We start from the raw sequence: 14,696 nt of genomic DNA, 5'->3' as shown, positions 1-14,696 counted from the left end.
CCGTGGACCTGCTGACCGCAAACGACCGGCCCGGCGCCTACCCGGACTCGTGGTACGCCGCGACCGTCGATCCCCTGCCGCCCTTCCCGCCGGCGCGGGGCGAGATCGCCTGCAACGTCTGCATCGTGGGCGGCGGCTATACCGGGCTCTCGGCGGCGCTGCACCTGGCGGAACGCGGCTACACGGTGCGCCTGCTGGAGGCCAACCGCGTCGGCTGGGGCGCCTCGGGGCGCAATGGCGGGCAGATCGCCGTCGGCCAGAGGGTCGAGCAGGACAGGCTCGAGGCCGATCTCGGGCGCGAGACGGCGGCGCGTCTCTGGCAGCTAGGGCGCGAGTCGGTCGAGACCGTGCACGACCTGATCGCGCGCCACGGGATCGACTGCGGCTACCGCCCCGGCATCATCCACGCCGATCACCGCGCGCGCTACGTCGCCCACAGCCACGCCTATGCCGAAAAGCTCCGCCGCGACTACGGCTACGACAAGCTGCGCCCGCTCGACCGCGACGAGATCCGTGCCCTGGTGGGATCGCCGGGCTATCACGGCGGGGCGCTCGACATGGGCTCGGGCCACCTGCATCCGCTGGCCCTGGCGCTGGGGCTGGCGCGGGCGGCGGATGCGGCCGGCGCCACGATCCACGAGGCCAGCCGCGTCACGGCCATCGCCGCGGGGGCGAGGGTCGTGCTGACGACGGCAGAGGCCACGATCCGCGCCGATCACGTGATCCTGGCCTGCAACGGCTATCTGGGCGGGCTCGCGCCGCCGGTCGCGGCGCGCGTCATGCCGATCAACAATTTCGTCGTCGCGACCGAACCGCTGGGCGCGGACCGGGCGCGCGGGCTGATCCGCGACGACCACGCGGTGGGCGATTCCCGCTTCGTGATCAACTATTTTCGGCTCTCGGCCGATCACCGGCTGCTCTTCGGCGGCGGCGAGAGCTATGGCTGGCGCTTCCCCGCCGACATCGCCGCCAAGGTGCGCCGCCCGATGCTCGAGGTCTTTCCGCAGCTTCGCGGGGTGGCGATCGACTACGCCTGGGGCGGGACGCTCGGCATCACGATGCGCCGCCTGCCCCATGTGGCGCGGCTGGCCGGCAACATCTTCAGCGCCGGGGGCTATTCCGGCCACGGGGTCGCGATGGGCACCTTCGCCGGGCGCGTCATGGCGGACGCCATCGCGGGCCAGGCCGAACGCTTCGACGTGATGGCGGGGGTGCCCGCGCCCCGCTTCCCGGGCGGCGCGGCGCTGCGCTGGCCGCTGCTGGTGCTGGCGATGAGCTGGTACGCGCTGCGCGACCGGCTCTGATTCCCCTGTGCCGGCCGGAAAATCGGGCTACACTGGGTCGCGAACGGCAGAGAAAGGCAGGACGGGATGAAAAAGATCCAGGCACAGGGCGTCCATCACATCACCCTCGTCGGCGCCGACCGCAAGACGACCATCGATTTCTGGGAAGGGGTGCTGGGCATGCCCTTCATCTTCGATCAGCCCAATCTCGACAACGCGTCCGAGAGCCATCTCTATTTCGATCCGGGCGACGGGCGGCTCATCACCGTTTTCTGCGACGAGGGCCGCACGCCCGATCCCCGCCGCACGCCGACCGACCCGGGCTGCGTGCATCACCTGGCCTTCGCGGTCAGCGCGGCGAGCTTCGCGCAGGTGGCCGACCGGCTCGACGCCCGCGGCATCGCCCATTCCGGTCCGAAGGACCGCGGCTTCATGGATTCGATCTACTTCAAGGACCCGCTGGGGCTGTTGATCGAACTCGCCTGCTACCGCTTCGAGCCGCCGGCCGGGTCGCGCCATGCCGAGGTGCTGATGGAGGCCCACAAGATCCGCGTCGCGCGCGGCGACGGGCATATCCAGCAGGAACACCTCGCCGACGCGATCGAGGCCATCGCGGAACGGCGGAACGGCAGCCTGTCCGAGGACCGGGGTCCGCGGAACCCCTACTGAGTCGCCGCGCCCAGCGCCGCGCGCTTCCCGGCCACGGCCTCCCTGGCGCGCGTGGCGGCCGTCGCCTTGACCGGGCCGTAGCCGCGGATCTCCAGCGCCTCGGCCAGCAGGTCCTGCCAGGCGGCCGCGGTCCCGGCCGTCAGACCCGCCGCCGCCTCGTCCAAGAGATCCTCGTACCAGCCGATGAGCGCGCGTTCCATGCGCCGCTCGGCGGTGTGGCCGAAGGGGTCGAGCCAGCTGCCCCGCACCCGTTTCATCGGCGCCAGCACGGCAAAGACCCCGCGCATCCAGCCGCCGAAGGCGCGCTTGCGCGGCCGGCCGCGCCGGTCCTTGCCAAGCGGCAGCAGCGGCGGCGCCATGTGGTAGCGGATCTTCGCGCCCGCGCCGAAGGACTGGCGGATGCGATCCGCGAAACCCGGGTCGCGGTGCAGCCGCGCGACCTCGTACTCGTCCTTGTAGGCCATCAACCGGAACAGCGCCTGCGCCGCCGTCCGCGTCAGCGCTTCGCCCCCCAGCCGCGCCTCGGCGGCGCGCAATGGCGCCAGGCGGGCGCGGTAGCGCGCGGCGTAGGCCGCGTCCTGGTAGCCGGCCAGGAAATCCGCCCGCCGATCGATCATCTCGTCCAGCGTTTCCGCCCGTTCCGGCCCCGCGCCCAGCAGCCCGGCGAAGCGGCCGGGATCGGCCGCCGCCAGCCGCCCCAGCGCGAAGGCCCGGCGGTTGGCCTCGGGCGCCACGCCATTCAGCTCGATCGCGCGGTCGAGCGCGGCCAGCGATACCGGCACCAGCCCGCCCTGCCAGGCGAAGCCCAGCATGATGACGTTGGCGAAGACGCCGTCGCCCAGCAGGTCCTCGGCCGCGCGGTTGGCGTCGATGGCCGAGAGGTTCCCCGCCCCCACCGCGCCCGCGATGGCGGCGACCCGGTCGTCCACGCGCAGATCCGCATCACGGTGCAGCACCACGTCGCCGGTCGGCATCCTGGCGAGGTTCACCGCCGCCCGCGTGCCCGCGTGATAGCAGGCCGACGCCTTGGGCGCGGAGGACACCACCACGTCGCAGCCGATCAGCGCGTCGGCCGCCCCCTGGTCGATGCGAACCTGGTTGATCTGCTCCGGGGCCGGTGCAAGACGCACAAAGGACAGCACCGGCCCGAATTTCTGCGCGAAGCCGGTGAAATCCAGCACGCTCGCGCCGCGGCCCTCGAGATGCGCGGCCATGCTCACCAGCGCACCCACGGTCACGACGCCGGTGCCGCCCACCCCGGTGATCAGCAGGTCATAGGGTTTCGTCAGCGCCACCAGCTCGGGTTCCGGCTGTCCCTCCAGCGCCCGGTCGAGATCGCCGCCCGCCTCGGGGCGCCGTTTCAAGCGGTCCGCGCCCTCGACGGTGACGAAGCTGGGGCAAAAGCCGTTGAGGCAGGAATAATCCTTGTTGCAGGAGGATTGGTTGATCCGCCGCTTGGTGCCGAAGGCGGTCTCGACCGGTTCGACCGACAGGCAGTTCGACTCGACCGAGCAGTCGCCGCATCCCTCGCAGACCAGCTCGTTGATCATGACGAATTTCTTCGGGTCCTCCATCGTGCCCCGCTTGCGGCGGCGGCGCTTCTCGGTGGCGCAGGTCTGCTCGTAGATCAGGACCGAGACGCCAGGCACCTCGCGCATCTCGCGCTGCACGGCGTCGAGGTCGCGGCGGTGGTGAATGGTGGTGCCTTTCGGGAAATCCGCCGTCTTGAACTTCTCGGGACGGTCCGAGACCAGCGCGATCCGGGCCACGCCCTCGGCGCGCGAGATATGGGCGATGGCCTGCACGCTGACCGGCCCGTCCACGGGCTGGCCGCCGGTCATCGCCACGGCGTCGTTGTAGAGGATCTTGTAGGTGATGTTGGCACCGGCGGCGATCGCCTGGCGGATCGCCATCGAGCCCGAGTGATACCAGGTGCCTTCGCCGAGGTTCTGGAAGACATGCCCCCGGCCGGTGAAGCGCGAGGACGCCGCCCAGTTCACGCCCTCGCCGCCCATCTGGATCAGCGAGGTGGTGTCGCGGTTCATCCAGCTCGCCATGAAATGACAGCCGATGCCCGCCAGCGCCTTCGAGCCCTCGGGCACGCGGGTCGAGGTGTTGTGCGGGCAACCCGAGCAGAAATAGGGCGTGCGCACCGCGCCCGGCACGCTGATCCGCGGCGGCGCCTCGGCGGCGAGCCGCGCGCCCTTCTCGGCGAAGCCCGCGCCGGGGAAGAGCGCCTCCAGCCGGCGTGCCACGATGGGCGCCAGCAGGTGCGGCGACAGCTCGCCCGTCCAGGGCACCAGGCGGTCGCCCGCCTCGTCGCGCTTGCCGACCATGACCTCGGGCTTCTCGCCGTCCCAGTCGTAGAAATATTCCTTGAGCTGGCTCTCGATGATGCCGCGCTTTTCCTCGACCACCAGCACCTCGCGCTTGCCGCGCACGAAATCGAGCGCCCCGCGGCGCGCGAGCGGCCAGACCATGCCGACCTTGTAGACGTCGATACCGAGCCGGTGGCAGGCGGCCGCGTCCAGGCCCAGCAGGCGGAGCGCCTCCATCAGGTCGAGATGCCCCTTGCCGGTCGTCACGATGCCGAAGCGCGCCCCGGGGATGTCGTGGATCCGCCGGTCGATCGGGTTGGCCTCGGCGAAGGCGAGGACGGCCTCCTTCTTGGCCTCCATCCGGGTCTCGATCTGGAAGCCCGGCAGGTCGGGCCAGCGGTAATGCAGCCCCTCGGGCGGCGCGGTGAAATCGGGCGTGCGAAAGACGCGGTCCGGGCGCAGGTCCACCGAGGCGCCGGACTCCACCGTGTCGGAGACCGCCTTGAAGCCGACCCACATGCCCGAGAACCGCGACAGCGCGTAGCCCCATTCGCCGAATTCCAGGTATTCCGCGACGCTCGCGGGGTTCAGCGTCGGCATGAACCAGGCCATGAAAGCCACGTCGGACTGGTGCGGCATCGAGGACGAGACGCAGCCGTGATCGTCACCGGCGACGACCAACGCCCCGCCGCGCAGGCTGGAGCCGTAGGCGTTGCCGTGTTTCAGCGCGTCGCCCGCGCGATCCACCCCCGGCCCCTTGCCATACCACATGCCGAAGACGCCGTCACAGTCGCGCCCGGGCTCGGTCTCCACCTGCTGGCTGCCAAGGATCGCGGTGGCGGCGAGATCCTCGTTCACCGCCGGCAGGAAGTCGACCCGCGCCGCGTCCAGCCGCGACGCCGCGCGCCAGAGTTCCAGGTCCAACCCGCCCAGCGGCGAGCCGCGATAGCCCGTGACCAGCCCGGCGGTGTTCAGCCCGGCCGTACGGTCGCGCCGGGCCTGGTCGAGCAGGATACGCACCAGCGCCTGCGTCCCCGTCAGGAAAACGCGGCCGCTGCGGCGGTCGTAGCGGTCGTCGAGGGCATAAGCGTCGAGCGGCTGGAACTGATGGGTCATGGCAGGCCTCCTTTTGTCGAGTCTGCCATCCGGCACGGGAAATTTCCTTTCCATTTTGCTGTTCAAGGGGCATCTTGCGGATGATCCTTTCGGGGATTATCCAAAATCTGGAAGAGGTTTCCATCTTATGCAGCTTGACCCGCAGGACCGCCGCCTGCTCGACATTCTCCAGCGCGAGGGGCGCATCTCCAACGCCGATCTGGCCGAGCGCGCGGCGCTCTCGGCCTCGGCCTGCTGGCGGCGGGTACGCGCGCTGGAAGAGGCCGGCGTCATCCGGCGCTACGCGGCCCTGATCGACGCGGCCGAGATCGGGATGGGCTTTCACGCCATCGTCCATGTCCAGCTGACCCGGCACGCGCCCGAGGCGGTCAACACCTTCATCGAGGCGGTGCGCCACCGCGCCGAGGTGCAGGACTGTTTCGCCACCGCCGGAGAGGCCGATTACCACCTGCGCGTGGTCTGCCGGGATCTCGAGGCCTACAACGCCTTTCTCGACGGCTTCCTGTTCCGCCTGCCGGGGATCGCCAATGTCCGCACGAACATGGTGCTGAAACAGATCAAGCACGAGCCGGCGCTGCGCCTCGGCTGAGGGGCGCGGCTCAGCCCTCGAACCGCACCGGCAGCCGGAAGGGGAAACGCTGCCCCGGCAGCCGGTCGGGCGCGGGCGGGAAGGCCCCAGCCCGCTGCACCGCGGCCACCGCCGCGCGGTCCAGCGCCGCGTCGCCCGAGGATTGCACCACCCGCACCCCCGCGAGCCGCCCGCCGCGCGTGACGGTCAGTTCGACCATGGCGCGGCCGCGGCCGCCGCGGATGCCGCGCTTGGCCCGCTCTATCGCGACCCGGATCTGCCCGCCCCAGGCGGCCATCAGCGTCGCGCGCTCGCCACGCGTCAGCGCGGCCTGGCGCGGAACCGTGGCGCCCTCGGTCCGGGCGGCGCCCGGCCCCGCGGCCTTCTGCGGCGCAACCGGGACCGAGGCCTGGCGCACGGGGCGCGGTTTCGGTGCGACCGCGGCCTCCGCGGCCGGGCGGACCTCGGGCGGCGGGGGCGCCGCCGGGGCCGTGTCCAGCCGGGGCGCGGGCTCGGCGCGGGGCGCTTGCATCCGGGGGGTGGCGCGCGCGCCCCCGGGTGCGGGCGCATCGCGCGGTGTGACCCGCGGCGCGGCATCGACGGACGGGGGGGCCGGCGTCGCCAGCCGCGCCATCACGTCGGGCGTGGCGCGGGGCGGCGGCGTCGTCTCGACCGTCGGGCGGGCGGGCTGCGCCGGGGCCGGGGCCAGCACCGACATCCGGCGCGGCGCGGCCGGCGCGGTCTCCGGCGGGCTGACCGTCGGGGCCGCCGCAGGAGCCACGGGCGCGCGCTGCGCCGCCGCGACCTCTGTCGCGGCCGCCGGGCCGCGGTCCCATTCCGCAACGGTTCCCGCCAGCCCGGCCGGCGCGGCGGCCAGGGTGACCCTGGCCCGTCCCTCTGCCCCGGCGCCGGCGCCCCCGCCGGGCGGCGCGGTCAGCGCGAAGACCGCCAGGTGCAGCCCGGCGGCCAGCGACAGGAACCCCGCTATCTCGACGGCCTGCCTCATTGCGCGGTCACCAGCTCTATCCGGTCGACCCCGGCCGCGGTCAGGCGCGGCAGCAGCGCGGCCAGCCGCCCGGCCGGCAGCGCCGCGTCGGCGCGCACCACCAGCGGCCCGCCCCCGTCGCGCCCGGCCAGCGCCCCGAAGACGGCCTCGCCCCGCAGGGCGCCGAAGGCGAGCCGCCCGTCGGCCGCCACGTGCAGCACCCCGTCATCACCGGCCGCCACCTGTCCGCCAGCGGCCGGCGGTGTAACCTCGAAGGGCACGGGCGGCGCGATCTCGGCCGTCATCAGGAAAAAGATCAGCAGAAGGAACACCACGTTGATCATCGGCACGATGTGCTCGCGGCGTGGGCGATCTCTGGGGCTGTCGAACTGCATCGCGTCACTCCACCAGCACGAGGTTGGTGTAGCCGGCGGCCGAGAGCCGCTCCATCAGCGCGACCAGCCGGGCGAGATCGGCGTCCCCGGTGGCCCGCAGCACGACCGGGTCGGCGCGGGTCTCGACCAGGGGCTCGAGCGCGGCGGCCAGTCCCGCCGGGTCGGTCGCCACCCCGTTCAGGCGGACGCCGTCGGCCGCGATCTCGACCAGCCGGGGCGGGCCGGTCCAGTCCCCCGCCCCGCCGCCGAGCGCCAGCGGCAGCGCGCCCTCGGACCCGAACCGCGCGGCCAGCATGAAGAAGACCAGCAGCAGGAACACCACGTCGATCATCGGCGTGAGGCTGGGCCGGCGGGCCCGGCGCGCGGCGGCGAAGTCGAACATCAGCCGCCCCCCTGCCCGGCGCGGGCCACGAAGAGCCGGGTCGCCAGGTCTTCCATGTCGTGCTGCGCCCGTGCCGCGACCGAGGCGAACCAGCCCTCGGCCAGCGCCGCCGGGATCGCCACCGCCATGCCCGCCGCCGTGGTCAAGAGCGCCTCCCAGATGCCGCCGGCCAGCGCCGCCGGGTCGGCCCGCGCGCCGCTCTGCTCGAGGGTCTGGAAGGCCTCGATCATGCCGAGCACCGTCCCGAAAAGCCCCAGGAGCGGCGCGATGGAGGCGATCAGTTCCAGCGCGCGCAGGCCGCGCCGGGCCTCGTCCAGCAAGCCCCGCGCCACCCGCGTCGTCTCTTCGCGGGCCGCGGTCTCGGGCAGCCCGGCGGCCAGCGCGTCCATCGCCGCGCGCACCAGCGCCGCGCGCAGCCCGACGCGTCCGGCCAGCGAGGCGCGCGCCGCGTCCGCATCCCCCCCGAGCCAGAGCGCGACCGCGCGCTCGGCCCGCGCGCCCGCCCAGGCGCCCATCAGGGCCAGGCGCCAGCCCTTCCACAGGATAAGCCCCAGCGTCACCACCGAGAGGGCCGCGATCGCCCAGATCGCCGGGCCGCCCTTGGCCAGGAACTCCGCCAGCGCCGCGTGCCATCCGCCCAGTTCCATCAGCCGTCCCCCTCTCGCGTCTCGCCCCAGAGCGCCGCGCAGATCGCGTCCAGCCCGTCGGTCAGCGCCGCCGGTCCCGGCTGCAGCAGGAGCGGCGACTTGATCTCGTGGATGCGCCCCGCCGCCACCGCCGGCACCGCGGCCCAGCCCGGCCGCGCGGCGATCCGCTCGGCGCGCACCTTCTTGCCGCACCACGAGGCGATGATGACTTCCGGCGCGGCGGCGATCACGTCCTCGGGCGACAGGATACGGTCCGTCGCCGCCGCCGCCCGGGCGCGGTCGGCGAAGACGTCCTGCCCGCCGGCGATCGCGACCAGCTCCGACACCCAGCCGATGCCCGAGATCAGCGGATCGTCCCATTCCTCGATCCAGACCCGGGGACAGGCCGGGCGCGGCGTGGCGCGGATCGTCTCGAGACGCGCCTCGAGCGTCGCCGCCAGCGCCCCGGCCCGGTCTGCCGCGCCGACCAGCGCCCCCAGCGTGCGGATCATCGCCAGGATACCCGCCACGTCGCGCTGGTTGAAGGCATGGACCGCGACCCCGGCGCGGATCAGCTCTGCCGCGATATCGGCCTGCAGATCGGAGAAGGTCAGCACCAGGTCCGGGTCCAGCCCCAGGATCTTGGGGATATCGGCCGAGGTGAAGGCCCCCACGCGCGGCTTCTCGCGGCGCACGCGGGCCGGACGCACGGCATAGCCCGTGACACCGGCGATGCGATGTTCCTCCCCTAGCAGGTAGAGCGTCTCGACGGTCTCCTCGGTCAGGCAGACGATGCGTTCCGGCGGGAAACGGGTCATCGGATCGTCTCCGTCGGCTGGAAGACCGGCCCGGCGGGCGTGTCCGCGTAATGGGCGCGGACATGGAAGACGCGCGCCAGGTTCTCGGGCGTCAGCACCTCCCCCGGCGGGCCGTCGGCCACGAGCCGGCCGCGCTCGAGCATCATCAGACGCGTGCAATGCCGCGCGGCGAGCCCCAGATCATGGATCGAGACGACGACGGCGTGGCCCTCGGCGGCCAGTTCGGCGAAGACCTCCATCGTCATGATCTGGTGGGCCGGGTCGAGCCCGGCGATGGGCTCGTCGGCCAGCAGGAGCGGCGCCTCCTGCGCCAGGGCGCGGGCGATGAGCGCCCGCGCCTGTTCGCCGCCCGAGAGCTGCGTGGCGGTACGGTCGCGGAAGGCGTCGAGCCCCATGCGCGCCAGCGCGTGGTCGACCGCCGCGCGGTCTGCCGCGCCCCAGCGCCCGCCGGGCGGCAGGTGCGGCGTGCGGCCGAGGCGCACCAGCGTCTCGACGCTGACCGGCCAGTTGATCTCGCGCCGCTGCGGCATCCAGGCCGCGGCGCGCGCGCGCTCGGCCGGGGCGAGCCGCGCGAGGCTGCTCTCGCCCGCGGCCGGCAGCAGCCCCAGCGCGCCGCGCATCAGCGTCGTCTTGCCCGCGCCGTTCGGGCCGATCAGCCCGACGCATTCGCCGCGCGCCACCTGGCAGGTGACGTCGTCGACCACCGGGCATGGCCCGCGATAGACCGAGAAGGCATCGAGGCGCAGCATGGCTAAACCCCCTCCCGCCGGGTCTTGTAGATGAGATGCAGGAAGAGCGGCGCGCCCACCAGCGCGGTCAGCACCCCGAGCTTCAGGTCGCGTTCGGGCACCACCACGCGCACGGCGATATCGGCGGCAAGCACCATCGCCGCCCCGCCCAGCGCCGAGGCGAAGAGCAGCCGCGAGGGCTGCGCGCCGACAAGCGGGCGCAGCAGATGCGGCACGACCAGCCCGACGAAGCCGATGGCCCCGGCCACCGCCGTCGCCGCGCCGACCGAGGCCGCGGTGCCGCAGACCAGCAGAAGCCGCATCCGCGCCAGCCGGATGCCAAGCGCGGCGGCCGCGTCCTCGCCCAGCGTCAGCGCGTCGAGCCCGCGCCCCAGCGTCGCCAGCGCCGCCCAGCCCAGCGCCATGAAGGGCAGCGCCAGCCAGACATGGCGGAAGGATCGGTCCGCCACCGAGCCGAGCATCCAGAACATCGTTTCCATCGCGGCGAAGGGGTTGGGCGACAGGTTCAGCGCCAGCGATGTCAGCGCCCCGGCCAGCGCACTGATCGCGATCCCGGCCAGGATCAGCGTGAAGGCACTGCCCCGCGGCCCGGCCAGCAGCAGGATCAGCGCCACCGCGGCCCCCGCGCCGGCCAGCCCGGCCAGCGGCAGCGCCAGCGCGAAGGCCCCCGCCAGCCCGGTCTGAAGCGCGATCACCGCGCCCAGCGCCGCAGACCCGGTCACGCCGATCAGCCCCGGCTCGGCCAGGGGGTTGCGCAGGTAGCCCTGCATCGCCGCGCCCGACAGCCCGAGGCTCGCCCCGATCATCGCAGCCAGCAACGCCCGCGGCAGGCGGATCTCGCGCATCACCAGCGTGACGGCCTCGCCCCGGCCGGTGAGCAGCGCGGCCAGGCTCTCGCCCGGCCCGATGCCGGCCGGCCCCACCAGCAGCGCGGCCAGGAACAGCACCGCGACCAGCAGCCCGAGGCCCGGCAAGAGCACGCGCGCGGTCATTCCAGCGTCTCCCGGATCGCGGCCAGCCCCGCGATGGCGCGCAGCACATGCGGCGTGCCGCAGGCCCAGTCGCCCCCGGTGCGCGCCCCGGCCCGGCGCAGCCCATCCAGCGCCGGGTGCGCCAGCAGCGCCTCGCCGCGCGAGGCGCCGGGATAGCGCGCGCCCTCCACCACCAGCTCGGGGGCGAGCATCACCAGCCGCTCCAGCGCCAGCGCGCCGCCCTGGGTCAGCCCGGCCTCGGTCGCGACATTGGCGAAACCCGCCGCGGCGAGGATCTCGCCGGCCAGCGACCTGTCCCCGGCCGTGTAGCCATTGGCGTAATAGAGCGCGGCGCGCGGCCGCTCGGCCAGCGCGTCCCGGAGCCGGGCGCGCCGCGCCTCGAAATCGGCCGCGAGCCGGTCCGCCGCCGCCGCGCGGCCAAGCGCGGCGCCCACCTGGGCGATCTGGTCGCTCACGGCGTCGAGCGATGTCGCGGGCGGCAGGGTCACGACGGGGATGCCCAGCCGGCGCAGCATGTCGACGGTGGCCGGGGTCGTGTAGCTGCCCGCCAGCACCAGGTCGGGATCGAGCAGGAACACCTCTTCGGCCTGGCCCCGGTTGACGGGGTAGCGCATCGCCTCGGCCACCATGGCCGAGCTTTGCGGCTCGCGTGCCAGCGCCGAGACCGAGACGAGCTGGCCCGGCGCGGCCAGCATCATGGCCAGCTGGTCGGTGCAGAGGTTGATCGACACGACCCGCTCGGGCGGCGCGGCCATCACGGGCCACGCCGCCAGCGCCCAGCAGAGCGCCGCGGCGACTATCCTAGAACGACGCACGCAGCCCCACATAGAACGCCCGGTCGGAGGTGCCGTAGCCGTCGACAAGTTCGTATTGCTCGTCAGTCAGGTTCTGGACCCGCATATAGGCTTCGGTCGCGTTCCCGAGATCGTAGGTGAAGGTCGCGTTCACGGTGGTGTAATCATCGAGCGTCGGCCGGTCGGCCACATGCAGCAGCCCCCAGGACGCAGTGAGCCTGTCGGAAAGGTCGGCGTCCAGGCCCAAGGCAAGCTGATGGCGGCCAAAGCCCGAATTCCAGGTATTGCCTGACGAAAGCGATGGATTCTGGGAATCGGTGTAGGTGTAGGCGCCGGTCAGGCGAACACTGTCCGAGATGGCTGTTTCGCCCTCAAGTTCCAAGCCCTGGCGCCTGGTCGTACCAGCCACCTGGGTGTAGCTGCCGCCGATATAGTCAATCAGGTTATCAGTCTCGATCCAGAACATGGTTGCTCGGGCAAATGCGTCCTGGCCGAACTGCTTCTCTATCCCCAGATCGGCGGAAACGCTTTCCTCAGGTGTCAGGCTCGGGTCGCCATAGGGGCCGAAGAGTTCGTAGCCCGAGGGCGCACGGAACCCGGTTCCAACGGCGCCGCGGAGGATCACGTCACTCGAAATCCGCCACGCAGCGGCTGCTCGACCGGTCAGGAACGTGCCGAATTCCGAATGTTCATCCGCACGGGCTGACAAGGTGAGGTCAAATGTATCCGAAAGCGCCGCTTCCCATTCGGCATAGGCGCCGAGCGTGCGTGAGCTCCCGCCATTCGCCGACGCTCCAAAACCGAAATCGGACACCTGGTCGTAGTTTTCCCACGTGATATCAGCACCAAACGAAAGCTGGGCTTGCCCGGCAGCCACACTCGCAGTCCAGTCCAGCGATTGCCGGCCGCCTTCGTAATCCTGACTAGATGCCCCAAAGCCAGTACTACCACTCAACGTACGGTCGATGGTAAAGGCGCTGGCCGCCACCTCATGCTCGACCCGCCCAGTTTCGAACCGGACGAAACCGCGCAAACCACGCGCGGTCGCCTCTGACACTTCGTCGGGCGACCCATCGGCAATCGAAAATTCGTCATAATCCCCTTTCGAACGCTCGACGAAGCCCGAAAAACCCAAAGTGACGCCCTCGCCCAAGGCCGTCTCCCCCTTCACCGACAAGCGCGTCGCCTCGTAGCCATCGGCCTCAGTATTGCCGTCGGCTTCATTGGCGGCCGAATAACCGTCGGTCTTGACGTGAGACAGGTTGAAACCCAAGGCGTCATCGCCCTTCCGCACGCCGTAGCTGAAATTTCCGGAAAAAGTGCCATAGGAACCCGCTTCAACTTCGACGGCATGCGTCGTGCCGTCCTCTCGCGGCAACGCGGTCTGCAGGTTCACGACCCCAGCGACGGCTTGGCTGCCGTAAACCGCCGATTGCGAGCCCCGCAGGATTTCGACCCGGTCGAGACCGAAACTTGTCAGCCGCCCGAAATCATAGGCGACTTGCGGACCGGAGGGATCCGAGATGTCGATGCCATCAAACAGGACCTTGACGTAGTTCTGACTGACTCCACGGACCGTAATGCCCGTCTGCGTGCCCAACGGCCCTTGCGAACGGATGCCGATGCCGGGCTGGCGAGCCAACAGGTCAGTCAGGCGTGACTCGCTGGTCCGATCGAGGTCCTCCTCGCCCAGAACGGTCACCGAGGTGCCGGTGCGGCTGGCCTCGATCTCCCCCAGATTCGCGGCGAAGACGATCTCGTCGAGAACGAAGGGCTCCTGCGCGGCGGCCGGTGCGGCGGCGGCCAGGACGGTGCCCAGGGCGGTCAGTGTCTTTCTCATGCATTCCCCCGATCCACGCGGCCTCGGCCGCGTTAAGGTCTGTTTACAAGTCCTTGGAAAGGGGTCCTTTCCGCAGACGGTGCCAAGTTGCCGTCACCGCTGCGGATCTTCCGCTTCCCTGGCGCGCCCCGCACCGGGAATGGGTGATCACTTCGGCAGGTCTCCTGGCTCGCGGGTCTCTGCTTGGCTGGCCTTCCCGGGTCGCCCCAGTGGCATGTTCAGCCGCGCTCTCCGCCTACAGTTGCGGGGGCAGCCACGGATTTGGCATGTGCCGTACCGTGTTCCCTTTTCATCCACCGCCCGGGGGCGGCGGAACCGAAGTGGATCGTGCTTAGCGCATCATGCGTGAAAATCAAGGATGATTCCGCGGCGCCGCTCAGAAGGCGGCCAGCCCGTCCCGCGTCAGCTTCACCCCGGCGACGAAGAGCAGCGCCAGGATGATGCGGAAGAACCACGCCTCCGGCACCCGGTGATGCGCCCAGATGCCCGCCGCCATCCCCACCGGCGCCAGCAGCGCCAGGACAGCCGAGACCTGCAGCCGCTCGGGCGTGAACAGGCCCAGCTGCAGGTAGGGCGGCACCTTCACCAGGTTGACGAAGGCGAAGAAGATCACCGTGGCGGCCTGGAATTGCGTCTTGGTGAGGCTCAGGCTCAGCAGATGCACGCCGAGCGGCGGGCCGCCGGCATGGACGGAGAAGCTGGTGAACCCCGCCAGGCTGCCCCAGATCCAGCTGCGCCGCCCCATGCGCCCGCCCGCTTCCGGCAGCCGCGCGCGAAAGATGTAGTAGGTGAAGAAGGACAGCGTCATCAGCCCGATGAAGAGCTTCAGCGTCCCCGCGTCGATGAAGCGGAAGAGCGCCCAGCCCAGGCCCACGCCGACGAGCCCCCATCCCATCACGCGCCGCAGCGACGGCCAGTGCCAACTGCGCCAGTAGGCCCAGACGCCGATCGCGTCCATCAGCAGCAGGACCGGCAGCATGATCGCCGCCGCCTCGACCGGGCCGACCATCATCGCGAAGAGCGGCGTCGAGACCACCCCGGCCCCGGCGCCGAACCCGCCCTTGGAGATTCCGATGATCAGCACCGCCAGCACGCCGACGGCAAAGGCCTCGATCCCGATCCCGGCGATCATCCGCGGGCCTCCGGGGCGGGGCGCGGGGC

The 14,696-nt window shown here is 71.7% G+C and carries 14 protein-coding genes and 1 riboswitch; of the genes, 3 read left to right on the top strand and 11 right to left on the bottom strand.

Annotated elements, in window-relative coordinates; all coding sequences use genetic code 11:
• Positions 1-2: 2 nt before the first annotated feature.
• Positions 3-1,304, top strand: coding sequence for an NAD(P)/FAD-dependent oxidoreductase (locus ACQ5SP_RS05855; protein ID WP_430937403.1), 1,302 nt, complete (start codon positions 3-5; stop codon positions 1,302-1,304).
• 66 nt (positions 1,305-1,370) lie between these two features.
• On the top strand, positions 1,371-1,952 hold the full coding sequence (locus tag ACQ5SP_RS05850) for a VOC family protein (RefSeq protein WP_430937401.1): 582 nt from the start codon (positions 1,371-1,373) through the stop codon (positions 1,950-1,952).
• On the opposite strand, the gene ACQ5SP_RS05845 is transcribed toward ACQ5SP_RS05850, so the two are convergent.
• The gene (locus ACQ5SP_RS05845; RefSeq protein WP_430937399.1) at positions 1,946-5,386 is read right to left on the bottom strand and encodes an indolepyruvate ferredoxin oxidoreductase family protein; all 3,441 of its coding nucleotides are present in this window, start codon (positions 5,384-5,386) and stop codon (positions 1,946-1,948) included. The genes ACQ5SP_RS05850 and ACQ5SP_RS05845 overlap by 7 nt on opposite strands.
• Positions 5,387-5,513: 127 nt before the next feature.
• Between ACQ5SP_RS05845 and ACQ5SP_RS05840 the strand changes: the two genes are divergently transcribed.
• Positions 5,514-5,975: an Lrp/AsnC family transcriptional regulator gene (locus ACQ5SP_RS05840; RefSeq protein WP_430937397.1), complete on the top strand. Its 462-nt coding sequence runs from the start codon at positions 5,514-5,516 to the stop codon at positions 5,973-5,975.
• A gap of 10 nt (positions 5,976-5,985) precedes the next feature.
• Here ACQ5SP_RS05840 and ACQ5SP_RS05835 read toward each other — a convergent pair whose 3' ends face one another.
• From ACQ5SP_RS05835 to ACQ5SP_RS05790, 10 genes are all read right to left on the bottom strand, one after another.
• On the bottom strand, positions 5,986-6,960 hold the full coding sequence (locus ACQ5SP_RS05835) for a TonB family protein (RefSeq protein ID WP_430937395.1): 975 nt from the start codon (positions 6,958-6,960) through the stop codon (positions 5,986-5,988).
• Positions 6,957-7,334, bottom strand: a complete 378-nt coding sequence (locus ACQ5SP_RS05830) for an ExbD/TolR family protein (protein WP_430937393.1) — start codon at positions 7,332-7,334, stop codon at positions 6,957-6,959. The genes ACQ5SP_RS05835 and ACQ5SP_RS05830 overlap by 4 nt, the downstream gene beginning before the upstream one ends.
• Before the next feature lie 4 nt (positions 7,335-7,338).
• Positions 7,339-7,716: an ExbD/TolR family protein gene (locus tag ACQ5SP_RS05825; protein ID WP_430937391.1), complete on the bottom strand. Its 378-nt coding sequence runs from the start codon at positions 7,714-7,716 to the stop codon at positions 7,339-7,341.
• Positions 7,716-8,363, bottom strand: coding sequence for a MotA/TolQ/ExbB proton channel family protein (locus ACQ5SP_RS05820; RefSeq protein ID WP_430937389.1), 648 nt, complete (start codon positions 8,361-8,363; stop codon positions 7,716-7,718). Before ACQ5SP_RS05820 ends, ACQ5SP_RS05825 begins: the two co-directional genes overlap by 1 nt.
• Positions 8,363-9,160 carry a cobalamin-binding protein gene (locus ACQ5SP_RS05815; protein ID WP_430937387.1) on the bottom strand — a complete coding sequence of 266 codons (798 nt, stop codon included), beginning with the start codon at positions 9,158-9,160 and terminating at the stop codon, positions 8,363-8,365. Before ACQ5SP_RS05815 ends, ACQ5SP_RS05820 begins: the two co-directional genes overlap by 1 nt.
• The gene (locus ACQ5SP_RS05810; RefSeq protein WP_430937385.1) at positions 9,157-9,909 is read right to left on the bottom strand and encodes an ABC transporter ATP-binding protein; all 753 of its coding nucleotides are present in this window, start codon (positions 9,907-9,909) and stop codon (positions 9,157-9,159) included. The genes ACQ5SP_RS05815 and ACQ5SP_RS05810 overlap by 4 nt, the downstream gene beginning before the upstream one ends.
• A 2-nt stretch (positions 9,910-9,911) precedes the next feature.
• Positions 9,912-10,901 (bottom strand): FecCD family ABC transporter permease, encoded by a 990-nt coding sequence (locus ACQ5SP_RS05805; RefSeq protein ID WP_430937383.1) that lies wholly within the window; start codon positions 10,899-10,901, stop codon positions 9,912-9,914.
• Positions 10,898-11,716: an ABC transporter substrate-binding protein gene (locus ACQ5SP_RS05800; RefSeq protein WP_430937381.1), complete on the bottom strand. Its 819-nt coding sequence runs from the start codon at positions 11,714-11,716 to the stop codon at positions 10,898-10,900. The genes ACQ5SP_RS05805 and ACQ5SP_RS05800 overlap by 4 nt, the downstream gene beginning before the upstream one ends.
• Complete coding sequence (locus ACQ5SP_RS05795; RefSeq protein ID WP_430937379.1) at positions 11,703-13,535, bottom strand: TonB-dependent receptor plug domain-containing protein; 1,833 nt, start codon at positions 13,533-13,535, stop codon at positions 11,703-11,705. The genes ACQ5SP_RS05800 and ACQ5SP_RS05795 overlap by 14 nt, the downstream gene beginning before the upstream one ends.
• A 138-nt stretch (positions 13,536-13,673) precedes the next feature.
• Positions 13,674-13,870: riboswitch (cobalamin riboswitch) on the bottom strand.
• 41 nt (positions 13,871-13,911) lie between these two features.
• Entirely contained in the window at positions 13,912-14,667 is a 756-nt protein-coding gene (locus ACQ5SP_RS05790) for a sulfite exporter TauE/SafE family protein (RefSeq protein ID WP_430937377.1), read from the bottom strand.
• Between the last annotated feature and the right edge of the window lie 29 nt (positions 14,668-14,696).

It is taken from the genome of Rhodovulum sp. YNF3179 (genome assembly GCF_050586465.1).
In the GTDB taxonomy this organism is placed as follows: domain Bacteria; phylum Pseudomonadota; class Alphaproteobacteria; order Rhodobacterales; family Rhodobacteraceae; genus CAJXYS01.
This window is presented reverse-complemented; position numbering and strand designations above follow the sequence as displayed.